This window comes from Kribbella qitaiheensis, from assembly GCF_042657745.1.
Lineage (GTDB): Bacteria > Actinomycetota > Actinomycetes > Propionibacteriales > Kribbellaceae > Kribbella > Kribbella qitaiheensis.
The window spans coordinates 18,848-31,715 of sequence record NZ_JBHSKE010000003.1 but is presented as its reverse complement, the minus strand read 5'-3'; the positions used below and the strand labels follow the sequence as shown (position 1 = coordinate 31,715).

14 protein-coding genes are annotated in these 12,868 nt (G+C 68.1%); 8 read left to right on the top strand and 6 right to left on the bottom strand.

The genetic code is table 11. The features are described from left to right. Positions 1-33 precede the first annotated feature (33 nt). The 3 genes from ACFPJ1_RS01710 to ACFPJ1_RS01700 are packed head-to-tail and all read left to right on the top strand — an operon-like array spanning position 34 to position 3,655. Positions 34-1,221: a CaiB/BaiF CoA transferase family protein gene (locus ACFPJ1_RS01710; RefSeq protein ID WP_380100975.1), complete on the top strand. Its 1,188-nt coding sequence runs from the start codon at positions 34-36 to the stop codon at positions 1,219-1,221. Then, the gene (locus ACFPJ1_RS01705) at positions 1,222-2,052 is read left to right on the top strand and encodes an HpcH/HpaI aldolase/citrate lyase family protein (RefSeq protein WP_380100974.1); all 831 of its coding nucleotides are present in this window, start codon (positions 1,222-1,224) and stop codon (positions 2,050-2,052) included. It begins immediately after the preceding gene. Between the two features lie 10 nt (positions 2,053-2,062). Then, positions 2,063-3,655 (top strand): phytoene desaturase family protein, encoded by a 1,593-nt coding sequence (locus tag ACFPJ1_RS01700; RefSeq protein WP_380100973.1) that lies wholly within the window; start codon positions 2,063-2,065, stop codon positions 3,653-3,655. 11 nt (positions 3,656-3,666) lie between these two features. Here the strand turns inward: ACFPJ1_RS01700 and ACFPJ1_RS01695 are convergent, their stop codons facing one another. Beyond that, positions 3,667-4,464 carry an SDR family NAD(P)-dependent oxidoreductase gene (locus ACFPJ1_RS01695; RefSeq protein ID WP_380100972.1) on the bottom strand — a complete coding sequence of 266 codons (798 nt, stop codon included), beginning with the start codon at positions 4,462-4,464 and terminating at the stop codon, positions 3,667-3,669. A gap of 84 nt (positions 4,465-4,548) precedes the next feature. On the opposite strand from ACFPJ1_RS01695, the gene ACFPJ1_RS01690 reads away from it, so the two are divergent. Beyond that, positions 4,549-5,802, top strand: coding sequence for an RNA polymerase sigma factor (locus tag ACFPJ1_RS01690; protein ID WP_380100971.1), 1,254 nt, complete (start codon positions 4,549-4,551; stop codon positions 5,800-5,802). Between the two features lie 374 nt (positions 5,803-6,176). Further along, positions 6,177-6,929, top strand: a complete 753-nt coding sequence (ppgK, locus tag ACFPJ1_RS01685; protein WP_380100970.1) for a polyphosphate--glucose phosphotransferase — start codon at positions 6,177-6,179, stop codon at positions 6,927-6,929. A 5-nt stretch (positions 6,930-6,934) separates the two neighbouring features. On the opposite strand, the gene ACFPJ1_RS01680 is transcribed toward ppgK, so the two are convergent. After that, complete coding sequence (locus ACFPJ1_RS01680; RefSeq protein WP_380100969.1) at positions 6,935-7,147, bottom strand: recombinase family protein; 213 nt, start codon at positions 7,145-7,147, stop codon at positions 6,935-6,937. Positions 7,148-7,457: 310 nt separating this feature from the next. Here ACFPJ1_RS01680 and ACFPJ1_RS01675 point away from each other — a divergent pair, with 310 nt between their 5' ends. Further along, a complete protein-coding gene (locus ACFPJ1_RS01675; RefSeq protein WP_380100968.1) occupies positions 7,458-8,885 on the top strand; it encodes an META domain-containing protein in 1,428 nt (475 codons plus the stop codon). A gap of 44 nt (positions 8,886-8,929) precedes the next feature. Here ACFPJ1_RS01675 and ACFPJ1_RS01670 read toward each other — a convergent pair whose 3' ends face one another. The 3 genes from ACFPJ1_RS01670 to ACFPJ1_RS01660 form a co-directional block, all read right to left on the bottom strand. Next, the gene (locus ACFPJ1_RS01670; protein WP_380100967.1) at positions 8,930-9,847 is read right to left on the bottom strand and encodes an aminoglycoside phosphotransferase family protein; all 918 of its coding nucleotides are present in this window, start codon (positions 9,845-9,847) and stop codon (positions 8,930-8,932) included. A gap of 308 nt (positions 9,848-10,155) precedes the next feature. Then, positions 10,156-10,701, bottom strand: coding sequence for a hypothetical protein (locus ACFPJ1_RS01665; protein ID WP_380100966.1), 546 nt, complete (start codon positions 10,699-10,701; stop codon positions 10,156-10,158). A gap of 190 nt (positions 10,702-10,891) precedes the next feature. Beyond that, entirely contained in the window at positions 10,892-11,299 is a 408-nt protein-coding gene (locus ACFPJ1_RS01660) for a VOC family protein (protein ID WP_380100965.1), read from the bottom strand. Positions 11,300-11,334: 35 nt separating this feature from the next. On the opposite strand from ACFPJ1_RS01660, the gene ACFPJ1_RS01655 reads away from it, so the two are divergent. Together ACFPJ1_RS01655 and ACFPJ1_RS01650 are read left to right on the top strand one after the other, a co-directional pair. After that, positions 11,335-11,595 (top strand): hypothetical protein, encoded by a 261-nt coding sequence (locus ACFPJ1_RS01655; RefSeq protein ID WP_380100964.1) that lies wholly within the window; start codon positions 11,335-11,337, stop codon positions 11,593-11,595. Then, positions 11,577-11,927 carry a hypothetical protein gene (locus ACFPJ1_RS01650; protein ID WP_380100963.1) on the top strand — a complete coding sequence of 117 codons (351 nt, stop codon included), beginning with the start codon at positions 11,577-11,579 and terminating at the stop codon, positions 11,925-11,927. Before ACFPJ1_RS01655 ends, ACFPJ1_RS01650 begins: the two co-directional genes overlap by 19 nt. Positions 11,928-12,199: 272 nt before the next feature. Here the strand turns inward: ACFPJ1_RS01650 and ACFPJ1_RS01645 are convergent, their stop codons facing one another. Next, positions 12,200-12,859: a response regulator gene (locus tag ACFPJ1_RS01645; RefSeq protein WP_380100962.1), complete on the bottom strand. Its 660-nt coding sequence runs from the start codon at positions 12,857-12,859 to the stop codon at positions 12,200-12,202. Positions 12,860-12,868: the final 9 nt, after the last annotated feature.

The window sequence follows — 12,868 nt, the reverse complement described above, 5'->3', positions numbered from 1 at the left end:
TGCTGTTCGGGTAGTTGTGAGAGGCGGGGCGGGATGAGGGCGGCGCCACTCGAAGGTGTGAAGGTGCTGGAGGCGGCGACGCTGTTCGCGGGACCGCTGGCGGCGACGTTCCTGGGGGACTTCGGCGCGGACGTGACGAAGATCGAGCACCCGTCCCGGCCGGACGCGGCGCGCGGTCACGGGACCAGCAAGGACGGCGTCGGGCTGTGGTTCAAGACGCTCGGCCGGAACAAGCGCCTCGCGACGCTCGACCTGTCGCAGGGCCGCGACGTGTTCCTCGACCTGGTCCGGGCGAACGACGTCCTGGTCGAGAACTTCCGGCCCGGCACGCTGGAGCGCTGGGGACTCGGTCCCGACGTAATGCTCGAGGCCAACCCGCGCCTGGTGATCGCCCGGGTGACCGCCTTCGGCCAGACAGGCCCGTGGTCGAGCCGGCCCGGCTTCGGGTCGCTCGCCGAGGCGATGAGCGGGTTCGCGGCCGTCACGGGTGAACCCGACGGCCCGCCGACGCTGCCGCCTTTCGGTCTCGCCGACGGCATCACCGCCCTGGCCACCGCGTACGCCGTACTGGTGGCGCTGCGCGAGCGGGACCGGTCCGGGGCCGGCCAAGTGATCGACCTGGCCATCATCGAGCCGATCCTGATGATGCTCGGCGGCCAGATCACGGCGTACCAGCAGACCGGCTACGTCCAGCCCCGGCTGGGCAACCGCTCGTCTAACAACGCGCCTCGCAACGTCTACCAGACGGCCGACGGCCGGTGGGTCGCGGTGTCGACTAGTTCGCAAAGCATCGCCGAACGCGTCGTCACCCTGGTTGGGCGGCCGGATCTGGTCGCGCAGCCGTGGTTCGGAACCGGCCGGGAGCGGGCCGAGCACGCGGACGAACTGGACGAGGCCGTCGGTTCCTGGATCGGGGACCGCTCTCTGGACGAGGTCATGCTCGCCTTCGAGAAGGCCGAGGCCGCGGTCGGCCCGGTGCACGACATTCGCGGCATCATGACGGACCCGCAGTACGCCGCGCTGAACACGATCGTGTCCGTCGAGGACGACGAGCTCGGGGGTCCGGTGCAGATGCAGAACGTGCTGTTCCGGCTGTCGGAGTCGCCTGGCTCGATCCGCTGGGCGGGTCGCCCGCACGGCGCGGACACGGACGCCGTACTGGCCGAGATCGGTGTCACCGCCGAGCAACTGGCCGCGTTGCGTGAAGCTGGTGTCGTGTAGGTGTTGACCGCTCTGTACGTCCCCGCGAACAGGCCGGACCGGTTCGCCAAGGCTGTTGCCTCCGGCCCCGATCTGGTGGTGTTCGACCTCGAGGACGCCGTACCCGTCGCTGACAAGGTGGAGGCTCGCGGCTGGGCGGTTGCCTGGATCGCGGCGTTCAAGGGGTCCACGGCGATCGAGGTCCGGGTGAACGCGCCCGGGACGCCGTGGATCGAGGACGACCTGGCCGCGCTGGCCGCAGTACCGACGGTCCGGATCCGGCTGCCGAAGGTGGAGAGCGCCGATGACGTCCGGCAGGTGCTCCAGCAGGTGCCGTCGGCAAGGATCACCGCGCTGATCGAGTCTCCGCTGGGCTTGGAGCGTGCCTTCGAGATCGCCTCCGCTGACCGGCGGGTAGTCGCTGTGGCGTTGGGGGAGGCCGACCTGGCGAGCTCGCTCGGTGTCGATGGACCGGAAGGTCTCGCCTGGGCGCGCGGTCGGATCGTGTCGGCTTCGCGCGCAGCCGGCTTGGGTGCGCCGATGCTGTCGGTCTACCCGCACGTGAAGGATGAGGAAGGCCTGCGGCGTACGTGCTTGGAGGGCCGCGCGCTGGGATTCGTGGGCCGGACGGCGATCCATCCGCGGCAGTTGCCGACGATCGTGGAGTGCTTCACGCCGTCGGCCTCGCAGGTCGCCGACGCCGCCGCGCTGCTGGCCGCTGTCGCGAAGGCCGGAGTGGCGGACGGCGGCGTGATCGTACTTCCCGACGGCCGGATGGTCGACCCCGCGATGCTTGGCCGCGCCCACGAACTCACCACCTTGATGCAGGAGATCGAGTCCCGCCAGAGTTAGAGTCAAGAGCATGCTGCCGCGCAGTGTTGATGCCGTGGTGATCGGTTCAGGGCCGAACGGGCTGGTGAGCGCGATCGGGCTGGCCGACGCCGGCTGGGACGTGCTCGTCCTGGAGGCGGCGGAGCTCTTCGGTGGAGCAGTGCGCTCGGAGGACAGTGACGGCTGGATCAGTGATCGGTTCAGCTCCAGCTATCCCTTGGGCGTGGCCTCGCCGGTGCTCCGGGCACTGGAGCTGGAGAAGTACGGGCTGCGCTGGGCGCACGCGCCGGCGCCGCTCGCGCATCTCATGCATCCGGACGACGAGACCGCGGCCACGATCCATCCCGATCCGACCGACACCGCCGAGTCTCTGGCGGTCGATCACCCAGCGGACGGCGACGCCTGGCTGAGGCTCTACGAGTTCTACGTGAAGATCCGCGAGCCCTTCCTGAACTCGTTGCTCACCTCCTGGCCGCCGGTCGGCCCGGGTCTTCGGCTGGCTCGCAAGCTCGGGTCTGTGGGGGAGTTGGCCCGGTTCGCGCGGTTCATGGCGATGCCGATGCACCGGATGGGCCAGGAGCTCTTCGAGGGTCCACGCGGGCGCGCTCTGCTGGCCGGGAACGCGTTCCACGCCGACGCGTCCCTGAGTGGGAGTGTCAGCGGCACCATGGGCTGGCTGCTCGCGATGCTCGCCCAGGACGTCGGCTTCCCTGTCGCCGCCGGCGGATCGAGCTCACTGTCGACGGCCCTGGTCCGCCGCGCCGAGCTGGCCGGCGTCCTCCTCGCCTCCGGTACGCCGGTCACGGGTATCGACGTCTCCGCCGGGAAGGTGACGGGCGTCCGCACTGCCTCGGGCGAGACGATCTCCGTCCGCCGCGCGGTGATCGCCGACGTCTCCGCTCCCACCCTGTACGGTGAACTGTTGCCAGCGGCAAGTGTTCCGTCCGGGCTGCGACGGGATCTCGAGCGATTCGAGTGGGACTATCCGACGGTCAAGGTGAACTACCGGCTCAGGGGGCCGATCCCGTGGCGCGCGGCGGAGGCACACTCGGCCGGGGTGATCCACCTCGGTGGTACCGCGGACGACCTGGTCCACCTGTCCGCGGATCTCGACACCGGGCGGTTGCCGTCAGCACCCTTCCTGCTGATCGGCCAGACCAGCAAGGCGGATCCCACCCGGTCACCGGCCGGTTCTGAGGCCGTCTGGGCCTATTCACACCTGCCGCGGGGGATCGCCGACGACGCGTCCGCGGACAAGCTCGCCGCTCGGATGGACCGCGCGATCGATCGTCACGCGCCCGGATTCCTCGACCTGGTGGTGGACCGCGACCTGCAACGCCCCAGCGATTTCACGGCTGGCAACGCCTCGCTGGGGATGGGTGCTCTGGGTGGCGGCACCTCGCAACTCCACCAGCAGCTGATCTTCCGCCCGACCATCGGCCTGGGCAGCCCCCGCACCGTCGTCTCCGGGCTCTACCTGGGCAGCTCAGCCATTCATCCCGGCCCCGGGGTTCATGGCGCCTGCGGCCACCTGGCCGCCCGAACAGCCCTGCGCGACGCCTCCCTCGTAGGCCCCCTGACCCGAATCCCGACCACAACCGCTCTCCGCCATCTCCAACGCTGAACACCCTGGCCTTAGGCCCGCTGCAGGAGATCGGAGGTGAGTTGGTAGAGGCGGGCCTGGGTTTCGGGGTTCTGGGCGATCGGGTTCGGGGGCGCGGGCAGGCGCTCGTCGTAGTACGTGCCGTTGTCTCCGGTCAGTGAGACGACCTCGAGCAGGTTCGCGGCGGCGTACTCGACACTGTCGCCGCCTATGGAGAACATCGCGTGCAGGAGGTCCGTCGCGATCACCCCAGGGTGCATGCTGACCGCCTCGATGGATGCGCTTGGCAGGTTCTTCGCGAGCCAGCAGGTGTAGGTGACCAACGCGAGCTTCGAGTGCGCGTAGGCGGTGGACGGCGCATACGGGTGCCGCGCGAGCCCGAGATCATCCAAATGGAGCGTCGCAGACAGGTGAGTCGCCGACGCCACGTTGACGATCCGCCCGGCTGGCATCAGCTCGAGGAGCGCGGTGGTGAGCGCGACGGGCGCCAGGTAGTTCGTCTGCAAAGTGAGCTCGATGCCGTCGCGGCTCAGCGTGCGAGTGGGCGCGCCGGGCCGACCAGCGTTGTTGATCAGTACGTCGAGCCGATCCGTAGCGGACCGGATCCCCTCAGCCAACCGCCCGACTGCTGCAAGCTCTCCGTAGTCGGCTTGCAGGTAAACGACGTCGCCACCGGCCCTGAGTTGATCCACCAACCCCGCGACCTCAGCCGGCGCCTGTGGTCCGTGGACGATCAATTGCCGAACCCGCGGCGCCAACGCGACCGCGGTAGCCCGACCGATACCCGTCGTCGCACCGGTCAGGACAACCGTTGCCCCCTCGAGCTCCATCCGATCAGCCTAGGCCGATCCGCCACGGCGCCCACAGAGGCGGGTGTGGTTGGGGTTGCGCCGGGGGAGTGCGAGGGTGGAGGTATGGAGGGGAACGAGGAGTATCGGGTGGAGGACCTGCTGCGGGAGTTGGCGCCTCAGGTGCTGGGGTTCCTGGCTCGGCGGCATGGGCAGTTCGACGCGTGCGAGGATGCAGTACAGGAGGCTCTGCTCGCGGCTGCAACCCAGTGGCCGGTGGACGGGGTGCCCACCAACCCGCGCGGCTGGTTGATCACCGTCGCGACCCGGCGGCTGACGGACCTGTTCCGGAGCGAGAACGCCCGCCGCCGCCGCGAGGACACGGTCGCTGCGATGGCCGGGGCAGAGGAATTCGTTGCCCCTGGCGCTGATCAGGACCAGCCGCCGGAGTCCGACGACACACTCACCCTGCTCTTCCTCTGCTGCCATCCGGCGGTCACCCCGGCCTCCCAGGTCGCCCTGACGCTCCGAGCGGTCGGTGGTCTGACCACGGCTGAGATCGCGAAGGCGTTCATGGTGCCCGACGCCACGATGGCACCACGGATCAGTCGCGCCAAGAAGAGCATCAAGGCCGCCGGCAGCCGGTTCGCGATGCCGCCCGAGGAGGAGCGCGCCGACCGCCTCCGGGTAGTCCTCCAGGTGCTCTACCTGATCTTCAACGAGGGGTACACCGCCAGCTCGGGCGCCGACCTGCAACGCGTCGAGCTGACCGCCGAGGCGATCCGGCTGACGCGCCTGCTCTACCAACTCCTGCCCGACGAGGGCGAGGTCGCCGGTCTGCTCGCGTTGATGCTGCTGACCGACTCCCGCCGCCTCGCGCGCTCGGGCCCGGACGGCAGCCTGATCCCGATCGACGAACAGGACTGCAGCGTCTGGTTGCGGGAACCGATCGCCGAAGGGGCCGCGCTGATCCTGCGGACGCTCGCCCACGGCGAGGTCGGCCCCTACCAACTGCAGGCCGCCATCGCCGCGATCCACGCGGAGGCCCCGAGCGCCGACGACACCGACTGGCCGCAGATCCTCGCGCTGTACCTGCTACTCGAGAAGATCTCGCCGAACCCGATGATCACACTCAACCGTGCGATCGCCCTCGCCGAGGTGGAAGGCGCCCAGGCCGGTCTCGACCTGCTCGCCACCCTGGACGACGACCATCGGATGACCGACAACCACCGGCTGGACTCCGTCCGCGCGCACCTCCTGGAGCGCCTCGGCCGCCTCCCCGAGGCCCGCGAGCACTACCTCGCGGCAGCCCGCCGTACGACGAGTCTGCCGGAGCAGCGCTATCTGACGACCAAGGCCGCCGGTCTCAGCCTGCCGTGACCCGGACTGCCGTGAGCCGGGGTGACTTGAGTTGTAACTTCGGTTTACGTCGCGGCACGAGCTTGCAGGCAAGCTCATCCTCCGCGAGTCGGCCCAGTGCGCCACCATCTCGGCGTTGGTCACGACCGCCAGCCGGGCCGCTGTAGGCCGCCGACGGATGACCAGCGAATCGCTGCTTGTTGTACCAGAGCGCGGAGGCGCCGGACGAGAGTGATTCCGCCAACATCGCTGACGGCGTCCGAGGCGCGTGGCAGGCTGGCTAGCATGTGTGGTCGATACGCGTCGGTGGCCAGCCGTGCCGATCTGCTCGACGCCGGCGAGGACGCTGACCCGGTGCGGCAACTGCGGGCGAGAGGAGAGATCAGGTGCCCAGGATGAGGACGTCGACCGCTTTCGGGGTCGACATCGGCGGCAGCGGGATCAAGGGCGCCATCGTCGACCTGGCGAAGGGCGATCTGGCCACGGAGCGGGTGAAGTACCTGACGCCCAACCCGTCCACGCCGGAGCCCGTCGCCGCGGTCGTGGCCCGGCTGGTCAAGCAGGCCGGGTGGACCGGTGAGCTGGGTGCGACGTTCCCGGCCGTGATCAAGAACGGGGTGGCCAAGACCGCCGCGAACGTCGACAAGAGCTGGATCGGGACCGACATCGAGAAGGTCTTCACCGACGTCACCCACTGCGACGTGACCGTGCTCAACGATGCCGACGCGGCCGGTATCGCCGAGGCCCGGTTCGGCGCGGCCAAGGGCGTCGACGGCGTGGTCATCCTGCTCACCTTCGGCACCGGTATCGGCAGCGCGCTGCTGCTCGACGGCCAGCTCGTGCCCAACACCGAGCTCGGTCACCTCGAGCTGGACGGGTACGACGCGGAGAAGAAGGCCTCCTCGGCGGCGAAGGACAACGAGGGCCTGTCGTACAAACAGTGGGCCAAGCGGGTGCAGCGATACCTTCGGCACGTGGAGAACCTGTTCACCCCCGACCTGTTCGTGGTCGGCGGCGGGGTCAGCAAGAACGCCGACAAGTGGGTGCCGCTGCTCGAGATCTCCACCCCGGTGAAGCCGGCTCAGCTGCTCAACAACGCCGGCATCGTCGGCGCGGCGATGGCCGCGCACGAGAAGTACACCGAGTAGGCCGACTACAACCCTGCGCCGGCATCGGCGGCGGCGCTGAGCTTGTCCTGGAAGATCCGGCTGCATCCAGCTGCGCTCAGGAGGTCGAGCTGGCGGTCCAGGTTCTGATCACGAGTGGAGACTCTGGCGTAGCCGAGGAGCATGCCGCCGCCGATGACACCGAGTGGGTCAGGATCGAGCAGCAACGCGGCGCGGTGGTCGAGATCGGTAGCGATCACACCGCTGACTGTACGAAAAAGGGTGAGCGTGGAGTTGTTGGACAGTCCGACTTTGCAACACGTTTACGACAGTCCGTGCGCGGCGTGTCGAAGTCCTGGTCGGCCAACTGCTGGGGGTGTTGAGAAACGATCGATTCCCAACACCCCATCCAACGTCAGTCCGATCCGAGCGCTCGATGGGAGTGCGGAAGAAGCGGTGGCTTTCGAGCCGCGCACTGCTCCGACTCACCACAAAGAGCGCCCGCGCCTACAACTCCATGACCGTCGACAACTACACGACGTCGCCGGCCGCCCGGGCGATACTTGGAGAATGAGCCAGTCGGATCTGCCCGAGTTCGATCGAGCACAGCTTCATGCGATCGAGGTGCTGCGTGGCGGTGGGGCTGTTGTCGTGACCAACCCCAGTCCGATGACGTACGGCGTGGTGGCCCGCGATCCCCGGGCGGTGAATCTCCTGAAAGGCCGCCCCGCCAACCAGCCGGTCGGAATCTCGGTCCATACGGCTGCCGCTCACGATCAGCTCTTCCGGTTCCTCGACCTCCGGAGCGACGCCCGCGCTGCGGTCGATTTCGCTCTCGCCGAGCGGATTACCGTACTGGCGCCGATCCGGTCCGACCCGACGATGCCCGAGTGGCTGGCGCCGGCCATCCAGGACGGCTGGGTGGTGTTCTTCGACGGATCCTGGGGTCCACTGGCGCTACTGTGGCTGACCTTTCCCTTCCTGTACGGAAGTAGCGCCAGCCGGACCGGCGAAGCCCCGGCTGCCTCCGCCGCCGAAGTCCGCGCGCAGTACCCGGCCGACACAGTCATCATTGACGCCGACCACCGGCGTGCGCCGGCCGCCGTACACGGAGCCAGCACGATGATCCGCGTCGACCCGGACGGCCTGCTGACCCTGCATCGATCAGGTATCCAGGACCAAGCGGCCGGCGGACCCGGCGTACTCCTGGACCGACTGCGCGAGTTCAAGTCCGCGATCGGCGGCCTGGACCCAGCGACCAGTACGCCGATGGGCAACACCTATCTGTCTACCGCAGTGACTGCCAGGCAGTTGGTGCCGAGGACGCGCATCCGGCTGGAGTTCGCACGAATGCCCAACAAGAACGCGGACGGGCCGCGGGTGTACGACGTCCTGAGAGCGCACGCCGGTTGCAACCAGATGGGCACAGCCGCCGCTGCCGGCGAACTGCTGGCCAACGGGAGGCTGTGGATCGACGGCATCGGCGGCACCCAGGTCGGCTGCGAACCGGCCCTCCGGGCTCAGGAGGAATGGTTGAAGACCTTTCTGATGAGCAATCCCAGCTGGCACGTAGACGGCGACGAGCTCACGCTCGCGTCAGACGGTACGACGATCAGGCTGCTCGACAAGAAGATCGCCGAACCCGACTTCCCGGTCGACGGGATCAGGTGGAAGGTCGTCACCACCATCACCAACGCCGACCTGCGCCACCACCGCTATCACGCCGAGCAAGCGTGGATCTCCTTCGACGGCAACCGCCTGACCGGCTGGACCGGTTGCAACGAACTCTCCGGCACCGTCACCCGCTCCAACACAGAACTGACCTTCACCGCCGTCGCCACCTCCGGCCACCCTTGTACAGGCGAAACAGCCGACGTAGAAACCGCGATCCTGTCCACCCTCGGACCTGCGGTCACCTACACCATCGACCACAACCAAATGATCCTCCTTGCTCCATCCGGCATCGGCCTCGACCTCAAGGCGGATTCAGAGCGGTAGTCCGTTGTCATCGGTCGTCACCGGCGGATCAAGTCGATCCGCCGCTACTGACCACCGCCCGGCCCGTGGCCGCTGACTGTTAGTCGATCTGCCTCGGCGAGCAACAGATCACCGAACGGCTGGAACCCGATCTGTCGGCTGTACAGGCCGCTGATGACGCGGTGGATCGTTCCCCACTCCCAGATCGCCGTGGCGTCTACACCAGTGTGGGTGGCCAGCCGCTTCGCCCTGGCGTGCAGGTCGTCGCCGACGTCGGGATTGCATCGGATGATGGTGCCAAGGTCGCATGCTCGCTCAGCGCGCAGGCCACCCGGATCGATGAGCTTGAACGTGCCGTCCGCCGCCTGAAGCACGTTGAGGTCGTGGACGTCGCCGTGTACGAGCACGGCGTGTCGGTCATCGTGGGCGCGGCGGCGACGGTTCAGGCACGCGAGAGCGTCCTCGACTGTCGCTTCCGAGCACGCCTGACCCGTCTCTTCCCACAGTCGCGGCAGCAGGGCGGAATACTCGCGTGCCTTGTCGGCGCCCGTCGGCAGGTCGACATCGTGGCTGACCGGCCGCCAGAGCCGGACAGCGACATCGCACATCATGTCGTGCCGTGTCGCGGGATCAGGCACGACGTCGCAGATGGCAGCCCCGAGTCGCTCGAGCAAGAGTGCGCCGCGGTCGAGGTCGTCGCGCAGCAGGCTCGCGCAGCCGTCGCCGTCGGCGAGGCGCAGCGCGGTCGCCTCGAAGGTGAGATCGCGCTGAGTCCCCGGAACGCCGACCTTGAGGACAGCCGCCGTTCCGTCAGCGAGTGTCGCCTCGACGACGAGCGCCGCGTGGCCGCCGCGCAACGTGGCGCCGATGGTCAATGACCACTCCTGCGCTAGAGATTCGACGATCGAGGGCAGCTCGTCGAGCCACGCGGCGTTTCCGTCGGCGACGACCTTGTTCCACACTTCATCGGGAATGTCGAGCATCACGTGGGCTCCTAATGCGACGAGACTCGATCACCAGTTTGGGCCAACGTCAGGCCGGTGCCTGCCGATCGGCGCGGTCGTCGGTGACGGGCCGGACCTGGCCGGGTTCGTGCCAGCCGACGTGCACGCCGCCGCTGGTGCCGTTGGCGGTGGCGAGAAGCGCCTGCCACTGTCCGGTGTCGGTGCGGCGCTGGTCGACCAGGAGAGCCGGCGCGGGCCGACGCGTAACGCCAACCTTTTGCCCGGTTCCCGGTCAGGAGACCGGCCGACATAGCGCCGGTTATCGGCTTGCCCGAACCGACCCTGCTTCAGACACCGCGGCTGCCTGTCTGCTTCTGTCTCCGGAGCGCATCCAGCCAGGCTCCTAAACCCTCGAGATCCCGGACATGATCCTTTCCGACAGAGATCTGCCGCGTCCGGCGCTGCGTGGCCGGAACGACGGTGACGAGCCCGAACCACTCACGGGAGGCATCTACCGGCCGTCGTGGATCGGGCGGGCGTCGGCGCACCGAGTTGGGGCTTTCCACGGTCTTGACGTTCTCCCAAGTGAGACGTTCCCGGCCAAGCGACACACCGTCCTTGTCCACCACCAGCACCGGCCGGCCAAAAAGCGCCATCCGGACGTACCACCAAATCAGCGGAATCAAGGCTGGCGCCGCCACCAGGCAGAACAGTGGCCACCACCGCCAGTTCTGGCGACCGAGGGCGGCCGATACGACCGCCCCGATCTCATTCGCCAGCAGGAACCCGTAGAGCAGCGTCTTCAGTGCGGTGACACTTCGCCGCGGTGGGACGCGCACCTCGCCTGTCTTCGCGAACTCTGTCGTCCACTGGGCCGCTTCGGTTTCACTCACCACGCCCACTCCGCCCCCAGATGCCGTGAAAGTCCGGATCATCCGGCTTTCTGTGCTGATGTTAGAGGAGCCCGCATAGTTCGAACGGCTAGCTGCTCCGCGACCGCCGGCGCATCCAGCACCAGGCGATCAGCGCCGCACCCGCTGATCGGGTCTCGGCGAGGTGGGCGGCGAGTCGGCCACAAGCTCTCTAGTAGGGAAACACCACCCCTTTGTCGGTCCACGTGACCCCTTTGTTGCGGCACAGACAGAAGGGATGCCCGACCGGGTCGGTGTAGACCCGCCAGCCGTAGCCCTCGGGTCCGATGAAGTCCTTCTGCAGTGTCGCGCCGAGTTCGACGACGCGGCGCTGTTCGGGCTCGATCTCGTCCACTTCGAAGTCGAAGTGGAACTGCTTGGGGTGTTCGTCGTCGGGCCAGCGCGGGGCGCGGTAGCCGTCCACCCGCTGGAAGGCCAGCTCGATCTCGCCGAAGGCGATGCCGGCCCAGTTGTCCGTGTCGTGGCTGTTCTTGATGGGGCGGCCTGTCACCGCGGCGTAGAAGGCCGCCAGCTTCATTGGGTCCGGACAGTCAATGATGAAATCCGTGAGTTGTAGCATCACGCGATCTTGCCACGGGGTAAGGGTAGCCAATATTGCGCAGGGCAGCATCCAGCCGTCCGGTCCAACTGCCGCCCACGGCACCGCCGTCGTACACGCCTGAACCGACCCCGACCCCGACGCCCAGTCCGACGCCGGAGCGCCGTCGGACGCTGCGGGACATCGATCAGGGCATCCAGGTGTACGACGACGTGTACGTGAACCCGGCGAGTGGGTGGCGCGAGGACCGCAGAACGACGAAGTACTCGGTCGACGTCGCTTCCCCGACCAACACGGCGTGGTCATCGTCTTGGTGAACCCAATCGGCTACCCGGCGACCACCGCCGTGAGGTTGGTCACGCGGCGGTTGGTCGAGGCCGACGGCCTGACCGCTGTCCGGATGAACCCTGTCAAGAGCCTCAGCCCGGCGAACTCGAACATCGCAGGCCAGGCGCGGATGGACTTCTCGGGCCGGTTCGCGAAGAACGGCGCAGTCATCTCGATCGTCGGCCGGTGTACGACGATGACTGGGGTCGACTCGATCCACAACGTCACGGTGACGGTGTGCGTCGAGGCGCTGAAGGACGCCTGGGACGTGGTTCTCCGGGACGCCAACCGCATGCTGGCGTCCGTCGCACGCTCGATCTGATGTCACTGCAGCAGAACCCCGCCGGCGGGGGCAGAGTCGCGCTGCTGACGGGCGGTGCGGGCGGTACCAAAATCCCGACATCTTCGCGGCGCGCCGTTCGCCCGGTCCCACGGGAGTGTGACCGGGCGTCCCGAGGAGGGTGGTTGCGGGCCCGCCGCCGGTGATGATGGCGACCTTGGTTTGGTCAGGCGACGCGTAAATCAAGCTGAGTGGTCATGGTGACGAGGTTTCCATGGTGCCGCCCTGCGTGTGCGAGCGGATCGGGCCAGGATTCAGTGGCCGGGAGTGCCGGGGGTGACGAGGCCGGATTCGTAGGCGGCGATTACTGCTTGGGTGCGGTCGCGTAGGCGAAGTTTGGCGAGTAGGCGGCTGACGTGCGTCTTGACGGTTTCGTCGCTGACGGTCAGCCGGATGGCGATCTCCGGGTTGGACAAGCCCTCGGCGATCAGGGCGAGCACCTCGATCTCGCGAGGGGTGAGGTTGCTGAGGGCAACGGTATTGGTCGTGGGCGCGTGCGGTCGCTGCCGGACGAACTCCGCGATCAGGCGGCGGGTCACGCTTGGCGCCAGCAGGCCGCCGCCGGCCGCGATCACCCGGACGGCGTCGAAGAGGCGTTCTGCGGTCACGTCCTTGAGCAGGAACCCGCTCGCGCCCGCGGCCAAGGCGTCGTACACGTGCTCGTCGAGGTCGAAGGTGGTCAGCATCAGGATCCGTGGTCCGTCGTCGGGACCGTCGTCCGCGAGGATCTGTCGGGTCGCCTCGATGCCGTCCAGGACCGGCATCCGGACGTCCATCAGGACTACGTCCGGGCGGCGTTGGCGGCATAGTGCGACCGCGGCGGCGCCGTCGGCCGCCGTACCGTCGACGAGGAAGTCGGGCTGGGTGTGCAGGAGCGCGCCGAAGCCGGCCCGGACCACCTCCTGGTCGTCCACCACGACGAT

Coding starts and splice junctions, on each gene's coding strand:
- ACFPJ1_RS01710 (WP_380100975.1), top strand. CDS start 34: ATGAGGGCGGCGCCACTCGAAGGTGTGAAGGTGCTGGAGGCGGCGACG.
- ACFPJ1_RS01700 (WP_380100973.1), top strand. CDS start 2,063: ATGCTGCCGCGCAGTGTTGATGCCGTGGTGATCGGTTCAGGGCCGAAC.
- ACFPJ1_RS01695 (WP_380100972.1), bottom strand. CDS start 4,464: ATGGAGCTCGAGGGGGCAACGGTTGTCCTGACCGGTGCGACGACGGGT.
- ACFPJ1_RS01690 (WP_380100971.1), top strand. CDS start 4,549: ATGGAGGGGAACGAGGAGTATCGGGTGGAGGACCTGCTGCGGGAGTTG.
- ppgK (WP_380100970.1), top strand. CDS start 6,177: ATGAGGACGTCGACCGCTTTCGGGGTCGACATCGGCGGCAGCGGGATC.
- ACFPJ1_RS01675 (WP_380100968.1), top strand. CDS start 7,458: ATGAGCCAGTCGGATCTGCCCGAGTTCGATCGAGCACAGCTTCATGCG.
- ACFPJ1_RS01670 (WP_380100967.1), bottom strand. CDS start 9,847: ATGCTCGACATTCCCGATGAAGTGTGGAACAAGGTCGTCGCCGACGGA.
- ACFPJ1_RS01660 (WP_380100965.1), bottom strand. CDS start 11,299: ATGCTACAACTCACGGATTTCATCATTGACTGTCCGGACCCAATGAAG.